Source organism: Flavobacterium ammoniigenes, assembly GCF_020886055.1.
GTDB classification, from domain to species: Bacteria; Bacteroidota; Bacteroidia; order Flavobacteriales; family Flavobacteriaceae; genus Flavobacterium; species Flavobacterium ammoniigenes.
The window spans coordinates 1,352,027-1,374,280 of record NZ_AP025184.1 but is presented as its reverse complement, the minus strand read 5'-3'; the positions used below and the strand labels follow the sequence as shown (position 1 = coordinate 1,374,280).

General features: G+C 35.6%; 22 protein-coding genes. 8 read left to right on the top strand and 14 right to left on the bottom strand.

The features are described from left to right. Window positions 1–3 precede the first annotated feature (3 nt). The 3 genes from LPC21_RS06330 to LPC21_RS06320 form a co-directional block, all read right to left on the bottom strand. Window positions 4–993, bottom strand: a complete 990-nt coding sequence (locus LPC21_RS06330; protein WP_229316321.1) for an outer membrane beta-barrel protein — start codon at window positions 991–993, stop codon at window positions 4–6. A gap of 436 nt (window positions 994–1,429) precedes the next feature. Continuing rightward, the gene (locus LPC21_RS06325) at window positions 1,430–3,628 is read right to left on the bottom strand and encodes a B12-binding domain-containing radical SAM protein (RefSeq protein WP_229316320.1); all 2,199 of its coding nucleotides are present in this window, start codon (window positions 3,626–3,628) and stop codon (window positions 1,430–1,432) included. Window positions 3,629–3,675: 47 nt separating this feature from the next. Then, complete coding sequence (locus LPC21_RS06320) at window positions 3,676–4,953, bottom strand: MFS transporter (protein ID WP_229316319.1); 1,278 nt, start codon at window positions 4,951–4,953, stop codon at window positions 3,676–3,678. A gap of 115 nt (window positions 4,954–5,068) precedes the next feature. Here LPC21_RS06320 and bshC point away from each other — a divergent pair, with 115 nt between their 5' ends. Together bshC and LPC21_RS06310 are read left to right on the top strand one after the other, a co-directional pair. Next, entirely contained in the window at window positions 5,069–6,658 is a 1,590-nt protein-coding gene (gene bshC, locus LPC21_RS06315) for a bacillithiol biosynthesis cysteine-adding enzyme BshC (protein WP_229316318.1), read from the top strand. A 96-nt stretch (window positions 6,659–6,754) separates the two neighbouring features. Then, window positions 6,755–7,174 (top strand): nucleoside-diphosphate kinase, encoded by a 420-nt coding sequence (locus LPC21_RS06310; RefSeq protein WP_229316317.1) that lies wholly within the window; start codon window positions 6,755–6,757, stop codon window positions 7,172–7,174. 104 nt (window positions 7,175–7,278) lie between these two features. Here the strand turns inward: LPC21_RS06310 and LPC21_RS06305 are convergent, their stop codons facing one another. The 11 genes from LPC21_RS06305 to LPC21_RS06255 all read right to left on the bottom strand — a co-directional run bounded on the left by LPC21_RS06305 (window position 7,279) and on the right by LPC21_RS06255 (window position 14,453). Then, on the bottom strand, window positions 7,279–7,575 hold the full coding sequence (locus tag LPC21_RS06305) for a DciA family protein (RefSeq protein ID WP_229316316.1): 297 nt from the start codon (window positions 7,573–7,575) through the stop codon (window positions 7,279–7,281). Next, on the bottom strand, window positions 7,556–7,999 hold the full coding sequence (locus LPC21_RS06300; RefSeq protein ID WP_229316315.1) for a lipocalin family protein: 444 nt from the start codon (window positions 7,997–7,999) through the stop codon (window positions 7,556–7,558). Before LPC21_RS06300 ends, LPC21_RS06305 begins: the two co-directional genes overlap by 20 nt. A 184-nt stretch (window positions 8,000–8,183) precedes the next feature. Next, window positions 8,184–9,164: a signal recognition particle-docking protein FtsY gene (gene ftsY / locus LPC21_RS06295; protein ID WP_229316314.1), complete on the bottom strand. Its 981-nt coding sequence runs from the start codon at window positions 9,162–9,164 to the stop codon at window positions 8,184–8,186. A 127-nt stretch (window positions 9,165–9,291) separates the two neighbouring features. Continuing rightward, window positions 9,292–9,444: a DUF4295 domain-containing protein gene (locus tag LPC21_RS06290; protein ID WP_066310049.1), complete on the bottom strand. Its 153-nt coding sequence runs from the start codon at window positions 9,442–9,444 to the stop codon at window positions 9,292–9,294. 69 nt (window positions 9,445–9,513) lie between these two features. Next, complete coding sequence (rpmG, locus tag LPC21_RS06285) at window positions 9,514–9,696, bottom strand: 50S ribosomal protein L33 (RefSeq protein WP_007805817.1); 183 nt, start codon at window positions 9,694–9,696, stop codon at window positions 9,514–9,516. A gap of 27 nt (window positions 9,697–9,723) precedes the next feature. Continuing rightward, a complete protein-coding gene (rpmB, locus tag LPC21_RS06280) occupies window positions 9,724–9,960 on the bottom strand; it encodes a 50S ribosomal protein L28 (RefSeq protein ID WP_007138096.1) in 237 nt (78 codons plus the stop codon). A gap of 73 nt (window positions 9,961–10,033) precedes the next feature. Further along, entirely contained in the window at window positions 10,034–11,287 is a 1,254-nt protein-coding gene (locus tag LPC21_RS06275; RefSeq protein ID WP_229316313.1) for a competence/damage-inducible protein A, read from the bottom strand. 12 nt (window positions 11,288–11,299) lie between these two features. After that, entirely contained in the window at window positions 11,300–11,644 is a 345-nt protein-coding gene (locus LPC21_RS06270) for an Hpt domain-containing protein (RefSeq protein ID WP_229316312.1), read from the bottom strand. Then, window positions 11,644–12,255 (bottom strand): fumarylacetoacetate hydrolase family protein, encoded by a 612-nt coding sequence (locus tag LPC21_RS06265; RefSeq protein WP_229316311.1) that lies wholly within the window; start codon window positions 12,253–12,255, stop codon window positions 11,644–11,646. The genes LPC21_RS06270 and LPC21_RS06265 overlap by 1 nt, the downstream gene beginning before the upstream one ends. A gap of 19 nt (window positions 12,256–12,274) precedes the next feature. Further along, entirely contained in the window at window positions 12,275–13,045 is a 771-nt protein-coding gene (locus tag LPC21_RS06260; RefSeq protein WP_229316310.1) for a 3'-5' exonuclease, read from the bottom strand. A 112-nt stretch (window positions 13,046–13,157) separates the two neighbouring features. Beyond that, window positions 13,158–14,453 carry a dihydrolipoamide acetyltransferase family protein gene (locus LPC21_RS06255; RefSeq protein ID WP_229316309.1) on the bottom strand — a complete coding sequence of 432 codons (1,296 nt, stop codon included), beginning with the start codon at window positions 14,451–14,453 and terminating at the stop codon, window positions 13,158–13,160. Between the two features lie 177 nt (window positions 14,454–14,630). On the opposite strand from LPC21_RS06255, the gene LPC21_RS06250 reads away from it, so the two are divergent. The 6 genes from LPC21_RS06250 to secA all read left to right on the top strand — a co-directional run bounded on the left by LPC21_RS06250 (window position 14,631) and on the right by secA (window position 22,235). Then, the gene (locus LPC21_RS06250) at window positions 14,631–16,490 is read left to right on the top strand and encodes an ABC-F family ATP-binding cassette domain-containing protein (protein WP_229316308.1); all 1,860 of its coding nucleotides are present in this window, start codon (window positions 14,631–14,633) and stop codon (window positions 16,488–16,490) included. Between the two features lie 10 nt (window positions 16,491–16,500). After that, window positions 16,501–17,052 (top strand): hypothetical protein, encoded by a 552-nt coding sequence (locus LPC21_RS06245; protein ID WP_229316307.1) that lies wholly within the window; start codon window positions 16,501–16,503, stop codon window positions 17,050–17,052. 108 nt (window positions 17,053–17,160) lie between these two features. Beyond that, window positions 17,161–17,847 (top strand): ABC transporter ATP-binding protein, encoded by a 687-nt coding sequence (locus LPC21_RS06240; protein WP_229316306.1) that lies wholly within the window; start codon window positions 17,161–17,163, stop codon window positions 17,845–17,847. Between the two features lie 14 nt (window positions 17,848–17,861). Further along, entirely contained in the window at window positions 17,862–18,431 is a 570-nt protein-coding gene (locus tag LPC21_RS06235) for a cob(I)yrinic acid a,c-diamide adenosyltransferase (protein ID WP_229316305.1), read from the top strand. A 148-nt stretch (window positions 18,432–18,579) separates the two neighbouring features. Then, a complete protein-coding gene (locus LPC21_RS06230) occupies window positions 18,580–18,801 on the top strand; it encodes a DUF2795 domain-containing protein (RefSeq protein ID WP_007138072.1) in 222 nt (73 codons plus the stop codon). A gap of 89 nt (window positions 18,802–18,890) precedes the next feature. After that, window positions 18,891–22,235, top strand: coding sequence for a preprotein translocase subunit SecA (gene secA, locus LPC21_RS06225; RefSeq protein ID WP_229316304.1), 3,345 nt, complete (start codon window positions 18,891–18,893; stop codon window positions 22,233–22,235). Window positions 22,236–22,254 lie beyond the last annotated feature (19 nt).

Sequence of the window (22,254 nt, the reverse complement as noted above, 5' to 3'; positions counted from 1 at the left end):
TATTTAAAAACCGTACACCATTGCTATAGCAAATTGGGAAGCTGATTTTGTAGGGTTTCCATTAGATTTATAAAAACTATCTTCAGAAGCACTGTCCAATCTGATTTCAGGAATAAATGTCAATCCTCCTGATTTTAAATTAGCTGACAATGTAAATGCTGATACAGAAGTATCCAAGGTTTTAGATTTAAATGATTCCGCACGTAATCCTAAACCAAATGAATCTGAGATAGCAACTGATGGGTACAATGCAATACCAGAATAACCAGAACCACTTTCAACTCCAGAAAAATCAGCTGCATTTAATCCTAATTTGAATTTTGGAGACACTTGATAAGCAGCGGTTAAATCAACGATAGTTCCACTTTCTGAACCTGTCAATAAATTGAAATACGCTGTTAAACCCTCAGCAGGAGTTAGAGTTAATTGCGCTCCAAAAGCATTCAATCCAAACTCAGGAGTCGCTTTATAAGTATTCCATTGGTCGTTAAATAATCCAACCATTAAACCAACTTTACTTGATACTGCATAATTGGCTTTTATCCCTGCATTTTGAAATGGCCCTGTTGTAAACAAATACGAAGTTGAATAATGAAAGTTAGCCAAAGGCGAAATGACTTCATAACCAACAAAGGTACCCATGTATCCAGCAGTTAAACTCAATTTATCTGAAGCCGCATAGGTTGCATATAAATTTTGAATGTGGAAAGATTGTCCGTCTACATCTGGTATCGATTGACCAGCTCCTCTTGGTCCAAAAGAAACTTCACCAACAAAAGATGTTTTTCCCGTTTTCTTTTTCAAAACCACATCTATCATACCTAGTGAAACCGAATTATGGTCAGTAGCAAAACTAGTTGGAATATTAGCAGTTTTAGCAAAATCATATTTCCAGTATGCATCAGCAGAACCTGAAATTTCTAGTGGAGTGTCTTGTGCAAATGCAAATGTACTTGTTAGTACTACGGCTAAAGTGGCAATTACTTTTTTCATGTTTAATCGATTTTAATTTACTTTTTAATTTATTGAAGAAATCGAGAATTAGTCCCTTTTAAAAGATTAAATTATTTCTTTTTCTTGAAACAAAACTATAAACTTTTATCAACGAAAAAGACAAAACGATACATTTTATTCATTAAAATAGTCATTTTTATGAAATTCAAAATAAAATTCACAAAAAATATCGATATACAATTCAAATCGACTATAATTTAAAGTATTGATAATAGAAAATTACATAGTACCCATAAAAATTACGGGGTAAATAAAAAATTATATTTAAAATAGAGAGGTTAAGGTGAATTTTATAAATTAAATTAATTTATACCCCCTAAAAATATAGGGTATAATTAAAATATATGAATAAAATAAAAAACCCGCCTTATTTAAGGTGGGTTTATAGTTCATAATCTAAAATTGAGAAAATAAACTACAGAACTAACAATCCAAATTCCTTTAATGTAGTTATCGGTTTTGAAAACCAGAATAACTCAAAATCTTCCAATTCGTTTTCATAATCAGCTTTTAGTTCTTGAAATTGCTTTGTTTTTGAATTAGAATAAGAAATTATATCTAAAATAGTAACTAGCCATTCCCCTTCCCTTTGGCTTAGCTGAATCTCGAAAGTTTCTTTTTTATCATAAAATGTCAAACGCATCATATCCCACGAAGTACCTTTTTTAGTTTTAGTAAAACTGTTAACCGATGGTTTCCCTCCCAACCAAATTACTTTAGCATTGGGTTTAACACTAAAATTAGTTTCTTCTTCTAAAGCTTCATAAATAAAATCAGGTCGAATAGTGGTTTTAGGAATAGTAAAGTCAAACCAATCCTGCAAAGCATAATCCAAGCAGATTCCGTGCATGAAATTATATAATGATTTTTTCAGGCCAAAACTAAATTGATCGTGATCAATTCCGGTAGCGTCTATATACGTAAGATCGTTATTAGCAAAAGTGCCAACAGCATCTGATTCTTTCTGAACACCAAATTTCTCGGGATACATTCCAACTGGACTATGTGCTGTCATTGCAAATTGGTGCCAAAAGCCCGATTGTAAAACTCCGGCTTCAAACAATTGACGCACCATTTCCAAACTATCCACTGTCTCTTGAACAGTTTGTGTTGGATAACCGTACATTAAATAGGCATGAACCATCACTCCAGCTTCCGTAAAATTGCGCGTTACTTTAGCCACTTGTTCGACCGTAACTCCCTTATCAATCAATTGCAACAATCGATCTGAGGCTACTTCGAGTCCACCAGAAACTGCGATACAACCGGATGCTTTAAGCAATTGACATAGGTCTTTAGTGAAACTTTTCTCAAAACGAATGTTAGTCCACCAAGTCACCGCTAATTTTCGGCGTAGGATTTCCAAAGCCAATTCACGCATCAAGGCAGGTGGTGCCGCTTCGTCTACAAAATGAAATCCCGTTTCGCCAGTTTGCGCTATCATTTCTTCCATTCGATCGCATAGAATTCCAGCAGCGATTGGTTCGTATACCTTAATATAATCTAATGATATATCGCAAAAAGTACATTTTCCCCAATAACAACCATGCGCCATGGTCAATTTATTCCAACGCCCATCACTCCACATACGATGCATTGGATTGACAATTTCGATAACAGAAATATATTGATCTAAAAGTAAATCTGAATAATCCGGCGTGCCTACTTGTGCTTGTTTGTAATCGTGTCGTAGGGTGTTATTTTTATATACCACTTTACCATTTTCCAACAAAAAAGTACGTTTGAATTCGGCAAACGATCCAGATTCAATATTTTCAATTAGCAATTCAAGTGGCAATTCGCCATCATCCAAACTAATAAAATCAAAAAACTCAAAAACTCGTTCATCAGAAAGCGAACGTAATTCTGTATTAGCAAATCCGCCACCCATCAAAATCTTGATTTCAGGGTAGTGTCGTTTAATCCATTGGGCCGAACGAAAAGCAGCATACAAATTGCCCGGAAAAGGAACTGAAATTAAAAACACATTGGGTTGAATCGTTTCGATTTTTACTTTCAGAATGGAAAGCAATAATGTATCGATATAGGTTGGCTGTTGTTGTAAGGCTGTATATAATTCATCAAACGAATTGGCAGATCGCCCTAAACGTTCTGCATAGCGACTGAAACCAAAATTAGGATCAATACATTCTACAATAAAGTCTGAAATGTCTTCCAGATACAATGTAGCTAAATGCTTGGCTTTGTCTTGAGTACCCATGGTGCCAAAAGCCCAATCCAATTCTTCTAACTGCGCAAATCGAGACGCTTCGGGCAGAAAATCTTCTTGGCAAATTTGCAAAGCCAAAGTTGGGTTCTTCCCTTGCAAAAAGGCGATAACCGAATCAATGGTTTTAACATACTCGTCTTGAAGCGCAAGGATACGTCGTGCATTTTCAGACCAAGTTTCAATTTGAGATGCGACGCTTGAAGCTTCGAACAAATCACCTAACCCTTTTTTGGAAAATAAAGCTAAAATAACTTCTATTCCAAGATCGGCTTGAACCGAATCTATATTTTTGGTGTTCAAAAATCCTTTGATATAAGCCGTTGCCGGATATGGCGTATTCAGCTGAGTAAATGGCGGCGTAACTAGAAATAGTTTTGTTTTCAAAAGGATTGTTTTGGTGAACAAATATCGTTCAATAAAATACGATTACATTAAAATTGATGTTCTTTTTTGCTGATGACCAACAATGAAATTACCGAAATAACTGCTGCTACAGAAAGATAATAACCAACGAAAGCTAAACCATAGTTGGTAGCAATCCATATCGCAATCATTGGGGCAAATGCGGCTCCAATAATTCCCGCTAAGTTAAAAGTCAATGACGCTCCTGAATAACGAACGGTTGTTGGGAACAATTCGGAAAGAAAAGTACCAATTGGCCCATAGGTAAATCCCATCAATGACATCCCTAAACACAAAAAGAAAGTAACCAGTATTGTACTTCCTGAATTTAGAAATAACGAAAAGAACAAACCAAAAAGAGCAATAGCAATTGAAGCATAAAGTAGCATTTTTCGGCGACCAATTTTATCTGCAATTAAAGCCGATACAGGAATAAAACCTGCGAAAAATAAAACGGAAAACAATTGCATTAATAAGGCTTCTTTATTGGAAAAATGCAATTCTTTGGTGTTCCAATTCAGCATAAATACTGTCATCAAATAAAACACTACAAAAGTAGTAACTGCTGTAAATGTCCCGAAAAACAATTCTTTTCGGTAGGATTTTAAAAGGGTAATAAATGGGACTTTAACTTCTTCTTGCTCTTGTTTAGCATTTTCAAAAGCAACCGTTTCAGTGATTTTTAGACGAATATAAAACCCAACCAAAACTAATAATGAACTAGCGATAAATGGAATTCGCCAACCATATTCTAAAAAATCTTGTGCATTCAAATAACTAGTCAATAGTAAAAAGGTGCCTCCAGAAAGCACTAAACCAATTGGCGCGCCTAATTGAGGAAACATGCCGTACCAAGCACGTTTGTGAGGGGGTGCATTTTCAATAGCCAATAACACCGCTCCTCCCCACTCGCCACCCAAACCAACACCTTGACCAAAACGACACAACATCAATAAAATTGGAGCGGTAATTCCGATATTGGCATAACTAGGCAAAAAACCAATACAAACGGTTGAAATTCCCATAGTCAACAAAGCCACGACTAAAGTAGTTTTTCGTCCGACTTTATCTCCGTAATGCCCAAAAATAGCCGAACCTAAGGGACGTGCGAAAAAAGCAATTGAGAAAGTCGCCAAGGATTGTAATACCGATATAGTACTATCTGTACCTGGAAAAAACAATTGTGGGAAAACCAATACAGCTGCATTAGCATAAATATAAAAATCAAAAAACTCAATTGTAGTACCAATTAGGCTCCCAAAAAGGACATGGCGCAAAGAATTTTGTGGATGTAAAGTTGTGTTCATATATTTTAGTTTTTTGTCAAGTAGCAAACGAGCATAAAAATGCTACTATTTTTCGAAAGCCACAACTATTTAGTTCCAATATTTTTTTAGTATTTTTACTCCAAACAAAACCAATATGCCCACTGACTGTATACGCTATCAAAACTCAGGCTATTTTACTTCTTTAATCAAAGACTATTTGGATCAAAAATCCAGTCTGGATTCGTTATACAATCGGTTTCCAACCATAGCAAATTTTGAGGGACAAATTCTTGAAAAAGAAGCCAACTACAATCCCGAAAACCGAAAATTACTTGTAACTGAATTACAAAAGCAATATCAAAACACAACTGTTTCTGATGCTACTCAAAATAATATTACAGCATTAGGACAATCCAATACTTTTACAATTACAACCGGACATCAGTTGAATTTATTCAGTGGTCCCCTGTATTTTTTATACAAAATCATTTCAACCATCAATTTGGCTTCCGAACTAAAAGCGAAATACCCTCAATCGAATTTTGTTCCTGTTTATTGGATGGCTACGGAAGATCACGATTTTGAAGAAATCAACTATTTTAATTTCAATGGCAAAAAATTTCATTGGAACAAAGACAGTTCAGGACCTGTTGGGCGATTATCTACTGAAGGTTTAGAAGCTGTATTTGAAGTTTTTGCTTTAGAATTAGGTTCAAGTACCAATGCTCAAAAAATTAAAGAACTATTTCAAAAATCATATTTGGAGCATTCAAATTTAGCCGATGCTACTCGGTATTTAGCGAATGAACTTTTTAGCGACTATGGCTTAGTAATCCTTGACGCTGACGCTGCCGATTTGAAAAGCGTCTTCATTCCGTACATCAAAGACGAAATAGAAAATCAAACATCTTTCAAAGAAGTTACTGCAACTCTAGAAAAACTTAAAGATTACAGCATCCAAGTTAACCCGCGTGAAATCAATTTATTTTACATTGAGAACAACCTGCGTGAGCGAATCGTATTCGAAAACGACACTTACAAAGTAAACCATACTAACATATCTTTTTCCAAAGAAAAACTATTGCAATTGGTTGAAAACCATCCTGAGCAATTTAGTCCGAATGTAATTTTACGCCCATTGTACCAAGAAGTCCTTTTACCAAATCTTTGCTACATTGGTGGTGGCGGCGAAATTGCCTATTGGCTAGAACTACAGTCTTTTTTCAATGCGACAGAAGTGAGTTTTCCTATCTTATTAGTTCGTAATTCGGTTCTGTTGGCAACCGAAAAACAAATCAAAAAAGCAGACTCTTTACAGCTTTCTTGGGCCGATTTGTTTAGCAAGCAAAATGATTTGGCTAACCAAAAAACAAAAACACTTTCCGAAATCGACTTGGATTTATCAGGTATAAAAGAACAATTAAGAAAGCAATTTAGCGAACTTCAAAGTATTGCACTACAAACTGACCAATCCTTTATTGGTGCACTAAAAGCTCAGGAAATCAAACAGATTAAAGGAATTGAACACCTGGAAAAACGGTTACTCAAAGCACAAAAAAGAAAATTAGTCGACGTTTTAGAACGCATTATTCAATTGCAAAATGAATTATTCCCCAATCAAAGTCTTCAAGAACGTCAAAACAATTTCTCTGAATTCTATTTGGAAAATGGTGATGATTTGATTCCAACTTTAATCAAAAAGTTGCGACCATTAGAACAGTATTTTGAAGTAGTAATTGTTTAATTAAATTTACAATTAATCAACATTTCGTATGTTTTGTTATATAAATAACAAATAAAGCAGTATTTTTGGAATCCAAAATAATTTTTACACAAAAAAATGGCAACAAACAGAACTTTTACCATGATCAAACCTGATGCGGTTAAAAATGGTCATATCGGAAACATTTTAGCAATGATTACTAATGCAGGATTTAAAATTGTTTCTTTAAAACTCACGCAATTAACCGTTGCTGATGCACAAGCATTTTATGCCGTACATAGCGCTCGTCCTTTTTACGGAGAATTAGTTGAATTCATGTCAAGCGGACCAATTGTTGCTGCCATCTTGGAAAAAGAAAATGCAGTAAACGATTTTAGAACTTTGATTGGCGCTACAAATCCAGCTGAAGCTGCAGAAGGAACAATTCGTAAATTATATGCTACTTCAATGGGAGAAAATGCAGTTCACGGTTCTGATTCAGATGAAAATGCTGCGATCGAAGGAGCCTTTCATTTTTCAGGAAGAGAGCAATTTTAATTTAGATCACTAGATTTATAGAAGATTAAACTTCTTAGATTTTATAAAAAGAAAACCCATTTCTATTGAAATGGGTTTTCTTTTATATCTTACTTTCTAGAATTCTATCGCAAAACTACATCCTTAATTACCTCTCGTTGCAATTCTTCGTTAATCATGGCTATAATTTTGGATTTACCATGACTCAATTCTTCTCTTAATACTGAAGAAGACAATTCTACATACAAAGTACTCCCACGCAGAGCTACGTTTTTAGTATAGCTATTCACACCATTTCCCATTAGATTTTGCCAGGCCTCTTTCACATCAATTTGATCCATGCCAGGCTGCAATTTATTCGCTTGAATAATTTGCTTTAAAACATCGCCAACAGTACTTTGATTACTTTGTCTTTTTGCCATCACCCAAAATATTTATAGCCGTTGCTTTCTTGTAATGGTATTCTTTTTTTTGCGCATTCAAGACCACTAATTCTTCAGCCGATAAAGCAATAATTTCTTCTGTGTATTTCATATAAGGGGTAGCATAATCCAAATAGGCTTTGTCTTCTTGAAAACGAATACTTACTTTTTCAAAAGAATCATCGACTAAAAAAGTACCGTCTAATTGAGGTGCTACTTTTTTTCTAATTCCTTGATTATTGGAGCTGATTTGGAAATAATCATAATTCTGATTGGCCGCATATTCTTTGTCTTCACCTTCATCAAAAACAACCTTTTCGATTTCCCAATACCCATTGATTTTAGGAATATCTGTAGATTGTATTTTTTGTTTACAGCTAACGAAAGCTAAGGAAATGAATAATACTTTAAACAACTGTTTCATATGATTATTTTTTTGAAGCAATTCGCTTATATAGACCCAGGAAGAAAAAAACCACACCTATCATTAAGCATAAATAATAAATCGGAATACTTTGTTCCCGAATCACATTTGCCAAAACGAATGAAATTATACTAATAAAATAAAAAGTTATTGGACTTAGTTTACCAAAAGAACTCATACCAGATTATTTAAAGAAACTATCTACAAACTCGAATTTATTAAACACCTGTAAATCTTCAATACCTTCTCCTACTCCAATATATTTGACTGGAATTTGAAATTGGTCCGAGATTCCAATAACCACACCACCTTTGGCAGTTCCATCTAATTTAGTTACAGCTAAAGAAGTAACTTCTGTCGCAGCTGTAAATTGCTTGGCTTGTTCAAAAGCATTCTGACCAGTAGAACCATCTAAGACTAATAAAACATCATGAGGTGCGTCGCCTACTACTTTTTGCATCACACGTTTTACTTTGGTCAATTCGTTCATTAAATTCACTTTGTTGTGCAAACGACCTGCAGTATCAATAATTACAATATCGGCATCTTGAGCCACTGCAGATTGTAAGGTATCAAATGCTACCGAAGCAGGATCACTTCCCATATTTTGTCTTACAATGGGAACTCCTACTCGATCGGCCCAAATTTGCAATTGGTCAATCGCTGCTGCGCGAAAAGTATCCGCTGCACCTAAAACTACTTTATGACCTGCTTTCTTAAATTGGTAGGCTAATTTTCCTATAGTAGTGGTTTTCCCTACTCCATTTACACCCACTACCATCAAAACGTAAGGTTTCGTTTGTGTTGGAGCAACAAATTCTGTAGCTTCCCCTGAATTAGTTTCAGATAGCAAGGCTGCAATTTCTTCGCGAAGAATTTGGTTCAATTCGCTAATCCCTAAATATTTGTCTGAAGCAACACGCGCTTCAATACGCTGAATTACTTTTAGTGTTGTATTGACACCCACATCTGAAGAAATAAGGATATCTTCTAAATTATCTAAAACCTCGTCATCTACTTTTGATTTTCCAGCAACCGCTTTGGATAACTTGGAAAAAAAAGTAGTTTTTGACTTTTCGAGACCTTTGTCTAAGGATTGTTTCTCCTGTTCGTTAAGACTTTCTTCTTTTTTATCGGAAGAAAATATTCTTTTGAAAAAACTCATATTGCAATCGTATTATATATGAATGATTTAGGATCAGAAAACAGATTGTATTTCCTAATGGTAAATATAGAAAATAAAAAAGCTACTTCCGACTGAAAGTAGCTTTTCTATATACTGTAAAAGTAAATTATTTCTTTTTCAAGAATTCATCAACTGCTTCAGGAGCCATAATAGATTCAACGAATGTATATGCGCCAGTTTTTGGAGACTTCACCATTTTGATGGCTTTTGATAATCTCTTAGAAGCGGTTTGTAACGATGCTACGGTTTTCTTTGCCATGATTCAATGTTATTTGAAATAAATACGATCTAGATGTGAACATCTGAGACCGAATCTCATTTCTAATTATTATTTAATTTCTTTGTGAACGGTTACTCTTTTCAAGATTGGATTAAATTTTTTAATCTCTAATCTATCTGGAGTATTTTTTTTGTTCTTAGTTGTAATATATCTTGAAGTACCTGCAACACCTGTTGTTTTGTGCTCAGTACATTCTAAAATCACTTGGATTCTGTTACCTTTCTTTGCCATCTTGCTATCTATTTATTTAGGAAACGATTATTTAATAAATCCTTGAGCTTGTGCTTTTTTCAAAACAGCAGCGATTCCATTTTTATTAATTGTTTTTACTGTAGATGCAGCTACTCTAAGAGTAATCCATCTATCTTCTTCTGGAAGATAAAAACGCTTTTTAACTAAGTTCACAGAAAATTTTCTCTTAGTTTTGTTCATAGCGTGAGAAACGTTATTTCCTACCATCGCTCTTTTACCTGTAAGGTCACAAACTCTTGACATTATTCTTTATCTTTTATCGTTATTCAAAATCAGGGTGCAAAGAAAAGAAAAATAAACGGATCAAACAAAAAAATTAAAGCACATTTTTTAAAATTTCTTTCTGTAGTAGTTCCAAACTCTTAATTACAGCTCTATCTATCACTTTTTCACGGGGTTGACCAAAATTAAATTCTTCAACAATTACTCCATTTGGCGTAGCCAAAGCAATACAAACCGTTCCTAATTCTGCATCGGCATCGCCTTTTGTTGGACCAGCATTTCCAGTAGTGGCAATTGCATAATCCGTTTGCATTATTTTTTGCACACTCAAAGCCATAGCCGAAGCCACTTCTTTACTCACTACCGAATGTTGAGCGATCAAGTCTTTGGAAATTCCTAGGACATTCATCTTCACTTCAGTAGCATAACATACTACACTTCCTTTAAAATAAGTAGAGGCTCCTGGAACGGAAGCGAATAGTTGCGCTATCTTCCCCCCAGTACAACTTTCTGCTGTTGCCACCGTTAGTTGTTTTTCTTTTAAAATTCGTCCAAGAACTACTTCAATAGTATCTTCCTCTTCAAATCCTACTATAATATCATGTATTATCGCATCCAACGATTTTACGTTCTCAGCAATAGTATCTTCCAATTGTTGCTTGTTGGTTCCTCTAGCCGTCAAGCGCAATCGCACTCGACCGGGGCTTGGCAAATAAGCCAGCTTGATATATTCAGGCAATTGATTTTCCCAATCTTCGATTCTTTCTGCTACATGACTTTCGCCTTGACCGTAGGTTAAAATCGTTTTGTGAATTATATAGGGACGTTGGTATTCCTGAACTAATTTTGGAATGACTTGATTTTCGATCAAATACTTCATCTCATAAGGAACCCCTGGCAAGGAAATAAACACTGTATTCTCCTTTTTAATCCACATACCTGGCGCGGTTCCTACTTGATTATGAAGCACCGTAGATTGCGATGGAACCAACGCTTGATCCTTATTAATTTGAGAAGCCTCTCTACCCAATGCACGTTCAATCAATTCAATCACGTGGTTTTCGACATCAGTATTGCGAACTAAAGTATCTTCAAAATACTCGCACAAGGTATGTTTGGTAATATCGTCTTTTGTAGGCCCTAAACCTCCAGTTATGATTACCACTTCAACTTTGTTTTGCAACAAAGAAAAGGTGTCTAAAATATGTTGCTTATTGTCTGAAATGGAAAGCATTTCGTAGGTTTCAATTCCGATTTTATCCAATGACTTGGCTATAAACCCCGAATTTGTATCAACAATCTGACCGATTAAAATCTCATCTCCAATGGTAACTATAGCTGCTTTCATTAACGAATTGGTTTACAAATTAAAGTCTTTCTTAATCTCTTTTATAGCTTCTTTAACTTGAGATTTTACGCACTTATACGTTTCCTTGATGTTCTTGGTTTTTCCTTCGGCTTTTGCCCATGCTTCAATCAATACCAATTCTTCAAAAGCGACATGCATTCCCATCAAATCTAGAGTTGGTTTAATTTTGTGTGCAAAAGCATAGACTTCTTTGTGCGATTCTGATTTGATGCCCAATTTTATTTCCAATAAATCTTTAGGCACTTCATTGACAAACAAAGTAACTATTTGATTTACAAATTCCGAATCATTTTCTGAAAGCGCATACACTTTCGAAAGGTTGTAGTGTAGTGCCATTATTTTACTTGAATTCTAAATAATTGTTGTCCTTCTAAATAGCCTTCCAAAACATCGTTGGGCGCTACCGAAGCAACTCCTTCAGGGGTTCCAGTAAAAATAATATCGCCAATTTTCAATGTAAAAAACTGAGACACATAAGCTACCAATTCGTCTATTTTCCATAGCATCAAACTGGAATTTCCTTTTTGAGCCACTGCTCCATTTTTGAGCAATTCAAAATTAACATCGTCTAATGACGCAAATTGTTCTTTGGAAAGAAATTCGCCAATTACAGCTGAACCGTCAAACGCTTTTGCTTTTTCCCAAGGCAATCCTTTTGATTTCAATTGATCTTGCAAATCACGTGCGGTAAAGTCAATTCCAACACTAATTTCATCATAGTATTTATGCGCAAATTTCGGTTCGATATACTTCCCAACTTTATTGATTTTGACAATCAATTCAATTTCGTGATGTACCTCATTAGAAAATTCTGGAAGTACAAAAGGATGTTGTTTCAACAGTACTGCCGAATCGGGTTTCATAAAAACTACTGGCTCCGTAGGGCGTTCGTTTTGTAATTCGGCTATATGATTGGTGTAATTTCTACCGATGCAAATTATTTTCATGTTCTTAAAGTAATTTACTTTATTTAGTATTTAATTTTCTCAATTTAATTGCAGTCAATACTTTTTTGGTATACAATGGAAAATCGGCATTTTGAATCCAACTGAAATAACCCGGCTCGGTTTCCAATACCTTTTCCACTTTAGCGCCTTTGTGTTTTCCAAAAGTAAATATTTCTTCTCCGTCTTTATCAAAAGCGATCATACCTGCAAAATCAGCAATCTTTTTTCGAGTGGTGAATTCAGCAAGCGACTTCATATCGTTTTCCAATTCTGGATATCGATCCAATTGTGCTTTTAAAATTTCATAGGTTGCCATGGTATCTGCTTCAGCAGAATGAGCATTTTCCAATTTTTTTCCACAATAAAATTTAAGTGCCGCACTCAACGTACGCTCTTCCATTTTATGAAAAACCGTTTGCACATCAACCGAAACTCTGTTTTTCATATCAAAATCAACTCCCGCACGCAACATCTCTTCGGCTAATAAGGGAATATCAAAACGATCTGAATTGTAGCCCGCTAAATCGCTATCTTTAATCATGTTTTGAATTTGGCTTGCCAATTGCGAAAAAGTAGGCTCATTCGCCACTTTTTCATCATCGATACCGTGAACAGCTGTGGTTTGTGGCGGAATTGGAATCGTTGGATTCACTAACCAAGTTTTACTTTCTTTATTCCCATTAGGAAAGACTTTGAAAATTGAAATTTCTACAATTCGATCTTTTCCAATATCGATTCCCGTTGTTTCTAAGTCGAAAAAGCAAATTGGTCTACTGAGTTTAAGTTCCATCTAATAATTTTATAAGATCACAAATATAGAGATTTGTGGTGAATGTATTTTAAAAAAGAAAACCCTTTCATAGTCGAACTAAGAAAGGGTTTTTATTACATTACTTTTTTATCTAGATGTCCGTATTTATATCAAAAGCTTCTAAATAATCGGCAACGCGTTTGACAAACATTCCGCCCAAAGCGCCATCCACCACTCGGTGATCATAGCTGTGCGTTAAGAACATTTTTTGACGAATGCCAATGAAATCTCCTTCTGGAGTTTCGATTACCGCAGGCACTTTCCGAATAGCACCTAAAGCTAAAATTCCTACTTCAGGTTGGTTGATGATCGGGGTACCAAAGACACTACCAAAAGAACCAATATTCGTTACTGTATAGGTTCCACCTTGAGTATCATCTGGTTTTAATTTTCCATTTTTAGCGCGATTACCTAAATCGTTGACTGCTTTGGCCATTCCTACCAAATTCAATTGATCGGCATTTTTAATCACAGGAACAATCAAATTACCATTAGGCAAAGCCGCAGCCAATCCTAAATTGATATTTTTCTTTTTGATGATGTAATTCCCATCTACCGAAATATTCATTCCTGGAAAATCTTTCAAGGCTTTTGCTACCGCTTGCATAAAGATAGGTGTGAAAGTCAACTTCTCTCCCTCTCTCTTTTCGAAAGCTGATTTTACTTTATCTCTCCACTTTACAATATTCGTCACATCAACCTCAATAAAGGATTGTACATGTGCCGATGTTTGCAAGGAAGCCGTCATATAACCCGAGATCAACTTGCGCATTCGATCCATCTCCACAATTTCATCCTCGCCATTCACCGATACCGGTGCCGTTTGTGTACTTGGAATTGCTGTTGGATTTGGAATAGTTGGATTCGATACAGATGATTTATGTCTTCCAGCCACATAGGCCAAAATATCTTCTTTGGTCACACGACCTTCTTTTCCTGTTCCGGATATAGTTTCTAATTCGGCAATAGATATGCCTTCTTCTTTAGCAATATTTTTAACTAATGGCGAAAGGAATTTTTCGGTTCCTTTAAAATCAACCACTGGAGCAACAATAGCTTGAGCAACTTCAACCGCTTTTTCGATTTCGGCAACTGCTTGTGGAATAATAACCTTTTCTGCGATTACAGTTGTTGGTTCAGAATCGGATTCGGTTTCAATAATAGCAATCGTTTGGCCAACTTGAACTAAATCGTCTTTGGCAAACAATTGTTCAACCAAAACACCCGAAACTTCACTAGGAACTTCGCTATCTACTTTATCTGTGGCGATTTCAAGCACAGCATCATCCGCTTCAATCTTGTCACCCACTTGTTTTAACCAATTGGTGATAGTTGCTTCGGCTACACTCTCTCCCATTTTTGGAAGTTTCAATTCAAATCTTGCCATAATCTTAACGTAAAAGGTGATTTTGATTTTCTGATTGCAAAATTAGGAAATATTTTTAGTTTAAGGTACGATTAAATCAAATAAACCTACTTTTAAAAGTGTTCGTGTTTTGGCGAAAAACAAATCAAAAATCATTGTTTCACTTCAAAAGATTACTTTTGCAAAAAAATTACTCTTGTGAATTATTTATCAGTTGAAAATATATCCAAATCTTTTGGAGAACGCACCCTTTTTGAAAACATTTCTTTTGGTATCAACAAAGACCAAAAAATAGCTTTTATTGCCAAAAACGGTTCCGGAAAAACCTGTATTATGAAAATAATCAATGGCGAAGACGAACCAGATTCTGGACAAGTTGTATTGCGAAAAGAAATCAAAATGGCATTTTTGTCACAAGATCATAATTTGCAAGATGAACTGACTATCGAGGAAAGTATATTCGCATCAGATAATGAAACCCTCAAAGTAATTGAACAATACGAAAAAGCATTGGAACATCCAGAAGACGAAGAAGCCTACCAAAAAGCGTTCGACAAAATGGATCAATTGAATGCTTGGGATTTTGAAACCCAATACAAGCAAATTCTTTTCAAGTTAAAATTGGAAGATTTTAAATTGAAAGTAAAAAATCTTTCGGGTGGCCAAAAAAAGCGTTTGTCATTAGCCATCATTCTAATCAATCGTCCCGACTTATTAATTTTAGATGAGCCAACCAACCATTTGGATTTAGAAATGATTGAATGGTTAGAAAGTTATTTTGCCAAAGAAAACATCACCTTATTTATGGTGACGCACGACCGTTTCTTTTTGGAACGTGTTTGTAACGAAATCATTGAATTAGACAACGGAAAATTATACCAATACAAAGGAAATTACTCCTATTATTTGGAGAAAAAAGAAGAGCGAATTGCCTCTGAAAACGCAAGTGTAGACAAAGCGCAAAACCTTTTTGTAAAAGAATTGGAATGGATGCGCCGTCAACCAAAAGCAAGAACAACCAAATCCAAATCCCGTCAAGATGATTTTTATGTCATCAAAGAAAAAGCGCAAAACCGACGTCGAGAAAACAAGGTGGAACTCGAGATCAATATGGAGCGCATGGGAAGCAAGATTATCGAATTGCATAAAATCTCTAAGAAATTTAAAGACCACGTCATTTTAGATAATTTTAGTTTTGATTTTCAACGTGGGGAACGCATCGGAATTATTGGTAAAAACGGTACAGGAAAATCAACTTTCCTGAATCTTTTGACAGGAACATTACCTTTAGATAGCGGAAAAGTAATTAAAGGAGACACAATTAAAATTGGATATTACACTCAAAGTGGTATCAATCCAAAACCGGGTCAGAAAGTTATTGATATTATAAAAGAATACGGAGAATACATTCCGCTTGCTAAAGGGAAAATCATTTCGGCCGGACAATTATTGGAACGTTTCCTGTTTGACCGAAAAAAGCAACACGATTATGTCGAAAAATTAAGTGGTGGCGAATTAAAGCGTTTGTATTTATGTACTGTTTTGATTCAAAATCCGAACTTTTTGATTTTGGATGAACCTACCAACGATTTGGATATTGTTACTTTAAATGTACTAGAAAGTTTTCTTTTAGATTATCCGGGTTGTTTATTGGTAGTTTCGCACGATAGGTATTTTATGGACAAAATTGTCGATCACTTATTTGTGTTTAGAGGTGATGGCGAAATAGAAGATTTTCCAGGCAACTATTCTGATTTTAGAGCTTATGAAGATAGTGCTGATGTTGCTCAAAAAGAAGAAAACAAAGCCGAGAAAAAAGATTGGAAACAAAATAATCCAACCGGAAATTTGAGCTTTAACGAACAAAAGGAATATCAAAAAATCGAGAAAGAAATAAAAGAACTAGAAATTCAAAAAGCTAATATCGAACAATTATTTTCGGATGGAAAAGTTGCCGATGAGGACATCGAGCAAAAAGCCAAAGAGTTGGAAGCAATCATTCAAAAAATTGAAACTAAGGAAGAGCGCTGGTTTGAACTTTCAGCTAAAATAGAGTAATTAGTAAAAAATGAACTTTCGCATTCAATCGTATTTACAATTTCTTTGGCACTCCAAAAACGAACATGGAGTCCACTCCCCTTTTGTTTTTCTTTTGTTGACGAAAGGTTTGTACAATAAAAAAGTGCGTTTGGCAGCTGATGCTTTATCAAATTCAAACAAATCGGTTTCCAAAAAAGAGCAATTGCTTTATAAAATTGTTCGCTATTTTGAACCGAAATCCATTTTGACAATTGGCGCAAATGCTTCTGAAATTGAAGTCATGGCAAAGGGAAGTCCTAAAGCCAAGTTTGACAATGAAAGCACATTATTTAACTGTATTTTTATCCATTCAGATGAATTTGCTGGCCTAGCCAACAAAAAAATGGAACAATTGCTAAAGACTACAGAAAATGATAGTTTTTGGATTTTAGAAAACATTCACGCAAATCGAGCTGCAGAAGCATTTTGGAGCAATCTAAAATCAAATCCAAAAGTTACAGTCACGATTGACACTTTTCATTTTGGATTGGTCTTTTTTAGAAAAGAACAAGTAGAAGAGCATTTTATCCTCCGTGCATAATCGCTATTTCCTGTAACAAAAATCCTTTTGCTACTACTTATGGATTTATTCAAAAGTCTTTCGTACTTTTAAATCCGAATTCAACGCATTTTAATTTCAACAATAACAATGGCAAATCCATTAATCAAAATAAGCAACATTAAACGTGATTTCGTTCTAGGTAACGAAATTGTTTATGTTTTAAAAGGTATCGATTTACAAATCAACAAAGGAGAATATGTAGCCTTAATGGGCCCTTCTGGTTCCGGAAAATCTACTTTAATGAATCTTTTAGGCTGTTTAGATACCCCTACTTCTGGAACCTATATTTTGAATGGAAAAGATGTGAGCCAAATGAAAGACGATGAATTGGCTGAAATTCGAAACAAAGAAATCGGTTTTGTTTTTCAAACCTTCAACCTTTTACCAAGAACAACGGCTTTGGATAATGTAGCCTTACCCATGATTTATGCTGGCTATTCCAAATCTGAACGAAACGAAAGAGCAACCGAAGTATTGAAACAAGTGAATCTTGCTGACCGAATGGATCACCAACCCAACCAACTTTCGGGAGGACAAAGACAACGTGTAGCCGTGGCAAGAGCATTGGTTAACAAACCCTCTATCATTTTAGCCGATGAGCCAACAGGTAACTTGGATAGTAAAACTTCTGTAGAAATCATGAAATTATTTGGTGACATTCATGCCAGTGGTAATACCGTAATTTTAGTTACACACGAGGAAGAAATTGCCGCTTATGCTAATCGCGTTATTCGTTTGAGAGACGGATTGATTGAAAGCGACACCTCAAAATAAACCCAACTAATTCCATGAAGATATATACTAAGACAGGAGACGGAGGAATTACAGCATTATTTGGAGGAAAAAAAGTTCCCAAAGATCACGATCGTATTGAAAGCTACGGCACCGTGGATGAGTTAAACTCTTACATTGGTTTGATTCGAGATCAAGATATCGATTCGCATTACAAAACGATTCTTATAGAAGTTCAGGATCGCCTTTTTACCGTAGGCGCCATGCTTGCGACACCACCTGAAAAGGAAGTGCTAAAAAATGGCGAGTTACGTTTGCAAAAATTAGGTATCATTGATTCAGACATTGAATTTTTAGAAAACGAAATTGACCGAATGGAAGAATCGCTTCCGCCAATGACCCATTTTATTTTACCTGGTGGACATCCTACTGTGTCACATTGTCATATTGCACGTTGCATATGCCGCAGAGCCGAACGTCTTGCGGTTCATTTAAGTCATAACGAAGCCGTATCAGAGATTGCTATCCAGTATTTGAACCGACTTTCTGACTATCTTTTTGTCTTGGCACGGAAGTTGTCTAAAGATTTAAACGCCGAGGAAATTCAATGGATTCCTAGGAAATAGTTGTTAAATTTTCCTTCCCAAAACGAAGTGAAACAACAACGAAAAAACAAACAAAAAAACGTTCTTAACTTTTAATAAAAATAAATCATTTTTTACTTGCCTTTTTCAGTAAAAAATTTATTTTTGCACTAAACTAAATCGACAAAAGATGTATTGGACATTAGAATTAGCATCTTATTTAAGTGATGCGCCGTGGCCTGCTAACAAAGACGAACTTATTGACTACGCTATTAGAGCAGGAGCTCCATTAGAAGTAGTAGAAAACCTTCAATCTATCGAAGATGAGGGCGAGATATATGAATCAATGGAAGAAATTTGGCCAGATTATCCTACAGACGAAGATTACCTTTGGAATGAGGATGAATATTAAAAAATAAACCAAAGAAAAAGTCTCAAAAGAGGCTTTTTTTTTGGTTATATTAGACATTTACACAACATACAGAAATACAAAACAATATTATGAGTTTCATCAATAGCATTATAAAAATCTTTGTCGGTGATAAATCACAAAATGACGTTAAAGCATTACAACCTTACCTTACGAAAATTAAAGGATTCGAGAGTCGCTTAATGGCATTATCCAATGACGAATTAAGAGCTCGTACTGCTTATTTCAAAGAAAAAATCCAACAAGCACGTGCAGACAAAGATGCTAAAATTGCATCTTTACAACAAGAAGTAGAAACCATCGAAGATATCGACCAAAGAGAAGATATCTATGTGGCTATTGATGCTTTAGAAAAAGAAGCCTACGATATTTCGGAGAAAACTTTAATGGAAATTTTACCTGAAGCTTTTGCTGTGGTTAAAGAAACCGCAAGACGTTTCAAAGAAAACACTCAAATTGAAGTTACTGCAACTCCAAAAGATAGAGAATTCTCTGCTACCAAAACGTATGTAACTATTGAAGGAGAAAAAGCCGTTTGGGCTAATTCGTGGAATGCCGCAGGTAAGCAAATTACTTGGGACATGATTCACTATGATGTGCAGTTGATTGGTGGAATGGTATTGCACGAAGGTAAAGTTGCCGAGATGCAAACTGGAGAAGGAAAAACCTTGGTTGCTACCCTTCCTATTTACTTAAATGCTTTAACTGGAAACGGAGTTCACTTAGTAACCGTAAATGATTACTTGGCCAAACGTGATAGTACTTGGAAAGCACCATTATTTGAATTCCATGGTTTAACTGTTGAATGTATTGACAACTACCAACCAAGTTCAGAAGAAAGAAAAAGAGCTTATGATGCGGATATCACTTACGGAACCAATAACGAATTTGGTTTTGACTACCTAAGAGATAATATGGCGCATTCGCCGGAGGATCTAGTGCAACGCAAACACAACTATGCAATTGTCGATGAGGTGGATTCTGTTTTAATTGATGATGCTAGAACGCCGTTAATTATTTCTGGACCAGTTCCGCAAGGAGATCGTCACGAATTCAACGAGTTAAAACCAAAAATTGAAAACTTGGTTAGTTTGCAACGTCAATTAGCTAATGGATTCTTGGCTGAAGCCAAAAAATTAATCAAAGAAGGCAATACCAAAGACGGAGGATTCCAATTATTGAGAGCCTACAGAAGTTTGCCAAAAAACAAAGCCTTAATCAAATTTTTATCGGAAGAAGGAGTGAAACAATTGCTTCAAAAAACCGAAAACCAGTACATGCAAGACAACAAACGCGAAATGCATTTGGTAGACGAAGCTTTGTACTTTGTAATTGAAGAAAAAAATAATCAAGTAGAATTGACCGATAACGGAATCCAATTCTTATCTGGAGATACTGATTCCGATTTCTTTGTCCTTCCAGACATTGGAACAGAGATTGCCACCATCGAAAAACAAAAATTAGACGCCGACGCGGAAGCAGAAGCAAAAGAACGTTTGTTCCAAGATTTTGGTGTAAAAAGTGAGCGTATCCATACTTTAACACAGCTTTTAAAAGCCTATACTTTATTCGAAAAAGATGTAGAGTATGTGATCATGGAAAACAAAATCCTGATTGTCGATGAGCAAACAGGACGTATTATGGACGGCCGTCGTTATTCTGACGGTTTGCACCAAGCAATTGAAGCCAAAGAAAATGTAAAAATCGAAGCGGCGACACAAACCTTTGCGACGGTTACCTTGCAAAACTACTTCAGAATGTACAACAAGCTGGGAGGTATGACAGGAACAGCGGTTACTGAAGCAGGTGAACTTTGGCAAATCTATAAATTAGACGTAGTCGAAATTCCAACCAATAGAGGAATTGCCAGAATCGATAAAGATGATTTCATCTACAAAACGACTCGTGAAAAATTCAACGCTGTTATCGAAGATGTAACGGAATTATCAAAAGCAGGAAGACCAGTTTTAATTGGAACAACTTCGGTTGAAATCTCCGAATTATTGAGCCGAATGTTGAAAATGAGAGGCATCACACATAATGTGTTGAATGCTAAAATGCACAAACAAGAAGCGCAAATCGTTGAAGAAGCAGGAAAACCAGGTGTAGTAACAATCGCTACCAATATGGCGGGTCGTGGAACCGATATTAAATTATCTCCCGAAGTAAAAGCCGCAGGTGGTTTAGCTATCGTTGGAACAGAGCGTCACGATTCACGTCGTGTTGACCGTCAGTTACGAGGCCGTGCTGGACGTCAAGGAGATCCTGGAAGTTCACAATTCTACGTTTCGTTAGAAGATAACTTGATGCGTTTGTTTGGTTCGGAAAGAGTTGCCAAAGTGATGGACAGAATGGGATTGCAAGAAGGTGAAGTAATCCAACATTCCATGATGACTAAATCTATTGAACGTGCACAGAAAAAAGTAGAAGAAAACAACTTTGGAGTGCGTAAACGTTTGTTAGAATATGATGATGTAATGAATGCGCAACGTGAAGTAGTATACAAACGTCGTCGTCATGCTTTGTTTGGAGAACGTCTGAAATTAGACATCGCCAATATGATGTATGATACTTGCGAAGTAATTGTTTCAGCTAATAAAGCTGTGAATGACTTCAAAAACTTTGAATTTGAATTAATCCGTTATTTCTCTATAACTTCTCCAGTTACAGAAGCTGATTTTGCAAAATTGTCAGACGTCGAATTGACTGGTAAAATTTATAAAGCCACTTTAGAATTCTATACCGATAAAACGGAGCGAAGTGCCAGAGAAGCCTTCCCTATCATAAAAGGTGTGTACGAAGACAAGAACAATCAATTTGAGCGTATTGTAGTTCCTTTTACAGATGGAATCAAAACCTTGAACGTAGTTACTGACTTAAAGAAAGCCTACGAGACACAAGGAGCGCAATTAGTGGCTGATTTTGAAAAGAACATTACCTTGTCTATTGTCGATGAAGCTTGGAAAAAACACTTGCGTAAAATGGACGAATTGAAACAATCGGTTCAATTGGCTGTTCACGAACAAAAAGATCCGTTACTAATCTACAAATTAGAAGCCTTCAACTTGTTCAGAGCCATGCTTGACAATGTCAATAAAGAAGTAATTTCATTTTTATTCAAAGGTGACTTGCCACAGCAAAATGCACCTAAGATTGAAGAAGCTAAAGAAGTTCGTCAAAAAGAAAACTACAAATTAAGCAAAGACGAAATTCCGAACAGCGAAAACTTGAACCACGAAGCAGGCGAAACACAACAACGTCAAGTAACCGAAACCATAGTGAGAGACATGCCTAAAATCAATCGTAACGATACCGTAACGATTCAAGAAGTCGCTACTGGAAAAACAGAAACCATGAAGTACAAAAAGGCGGAGAGCTTAGTAACTTCAGGTCAATGGGTTATTGTGAATGAATAATAGTTTTACAAGCCTATAG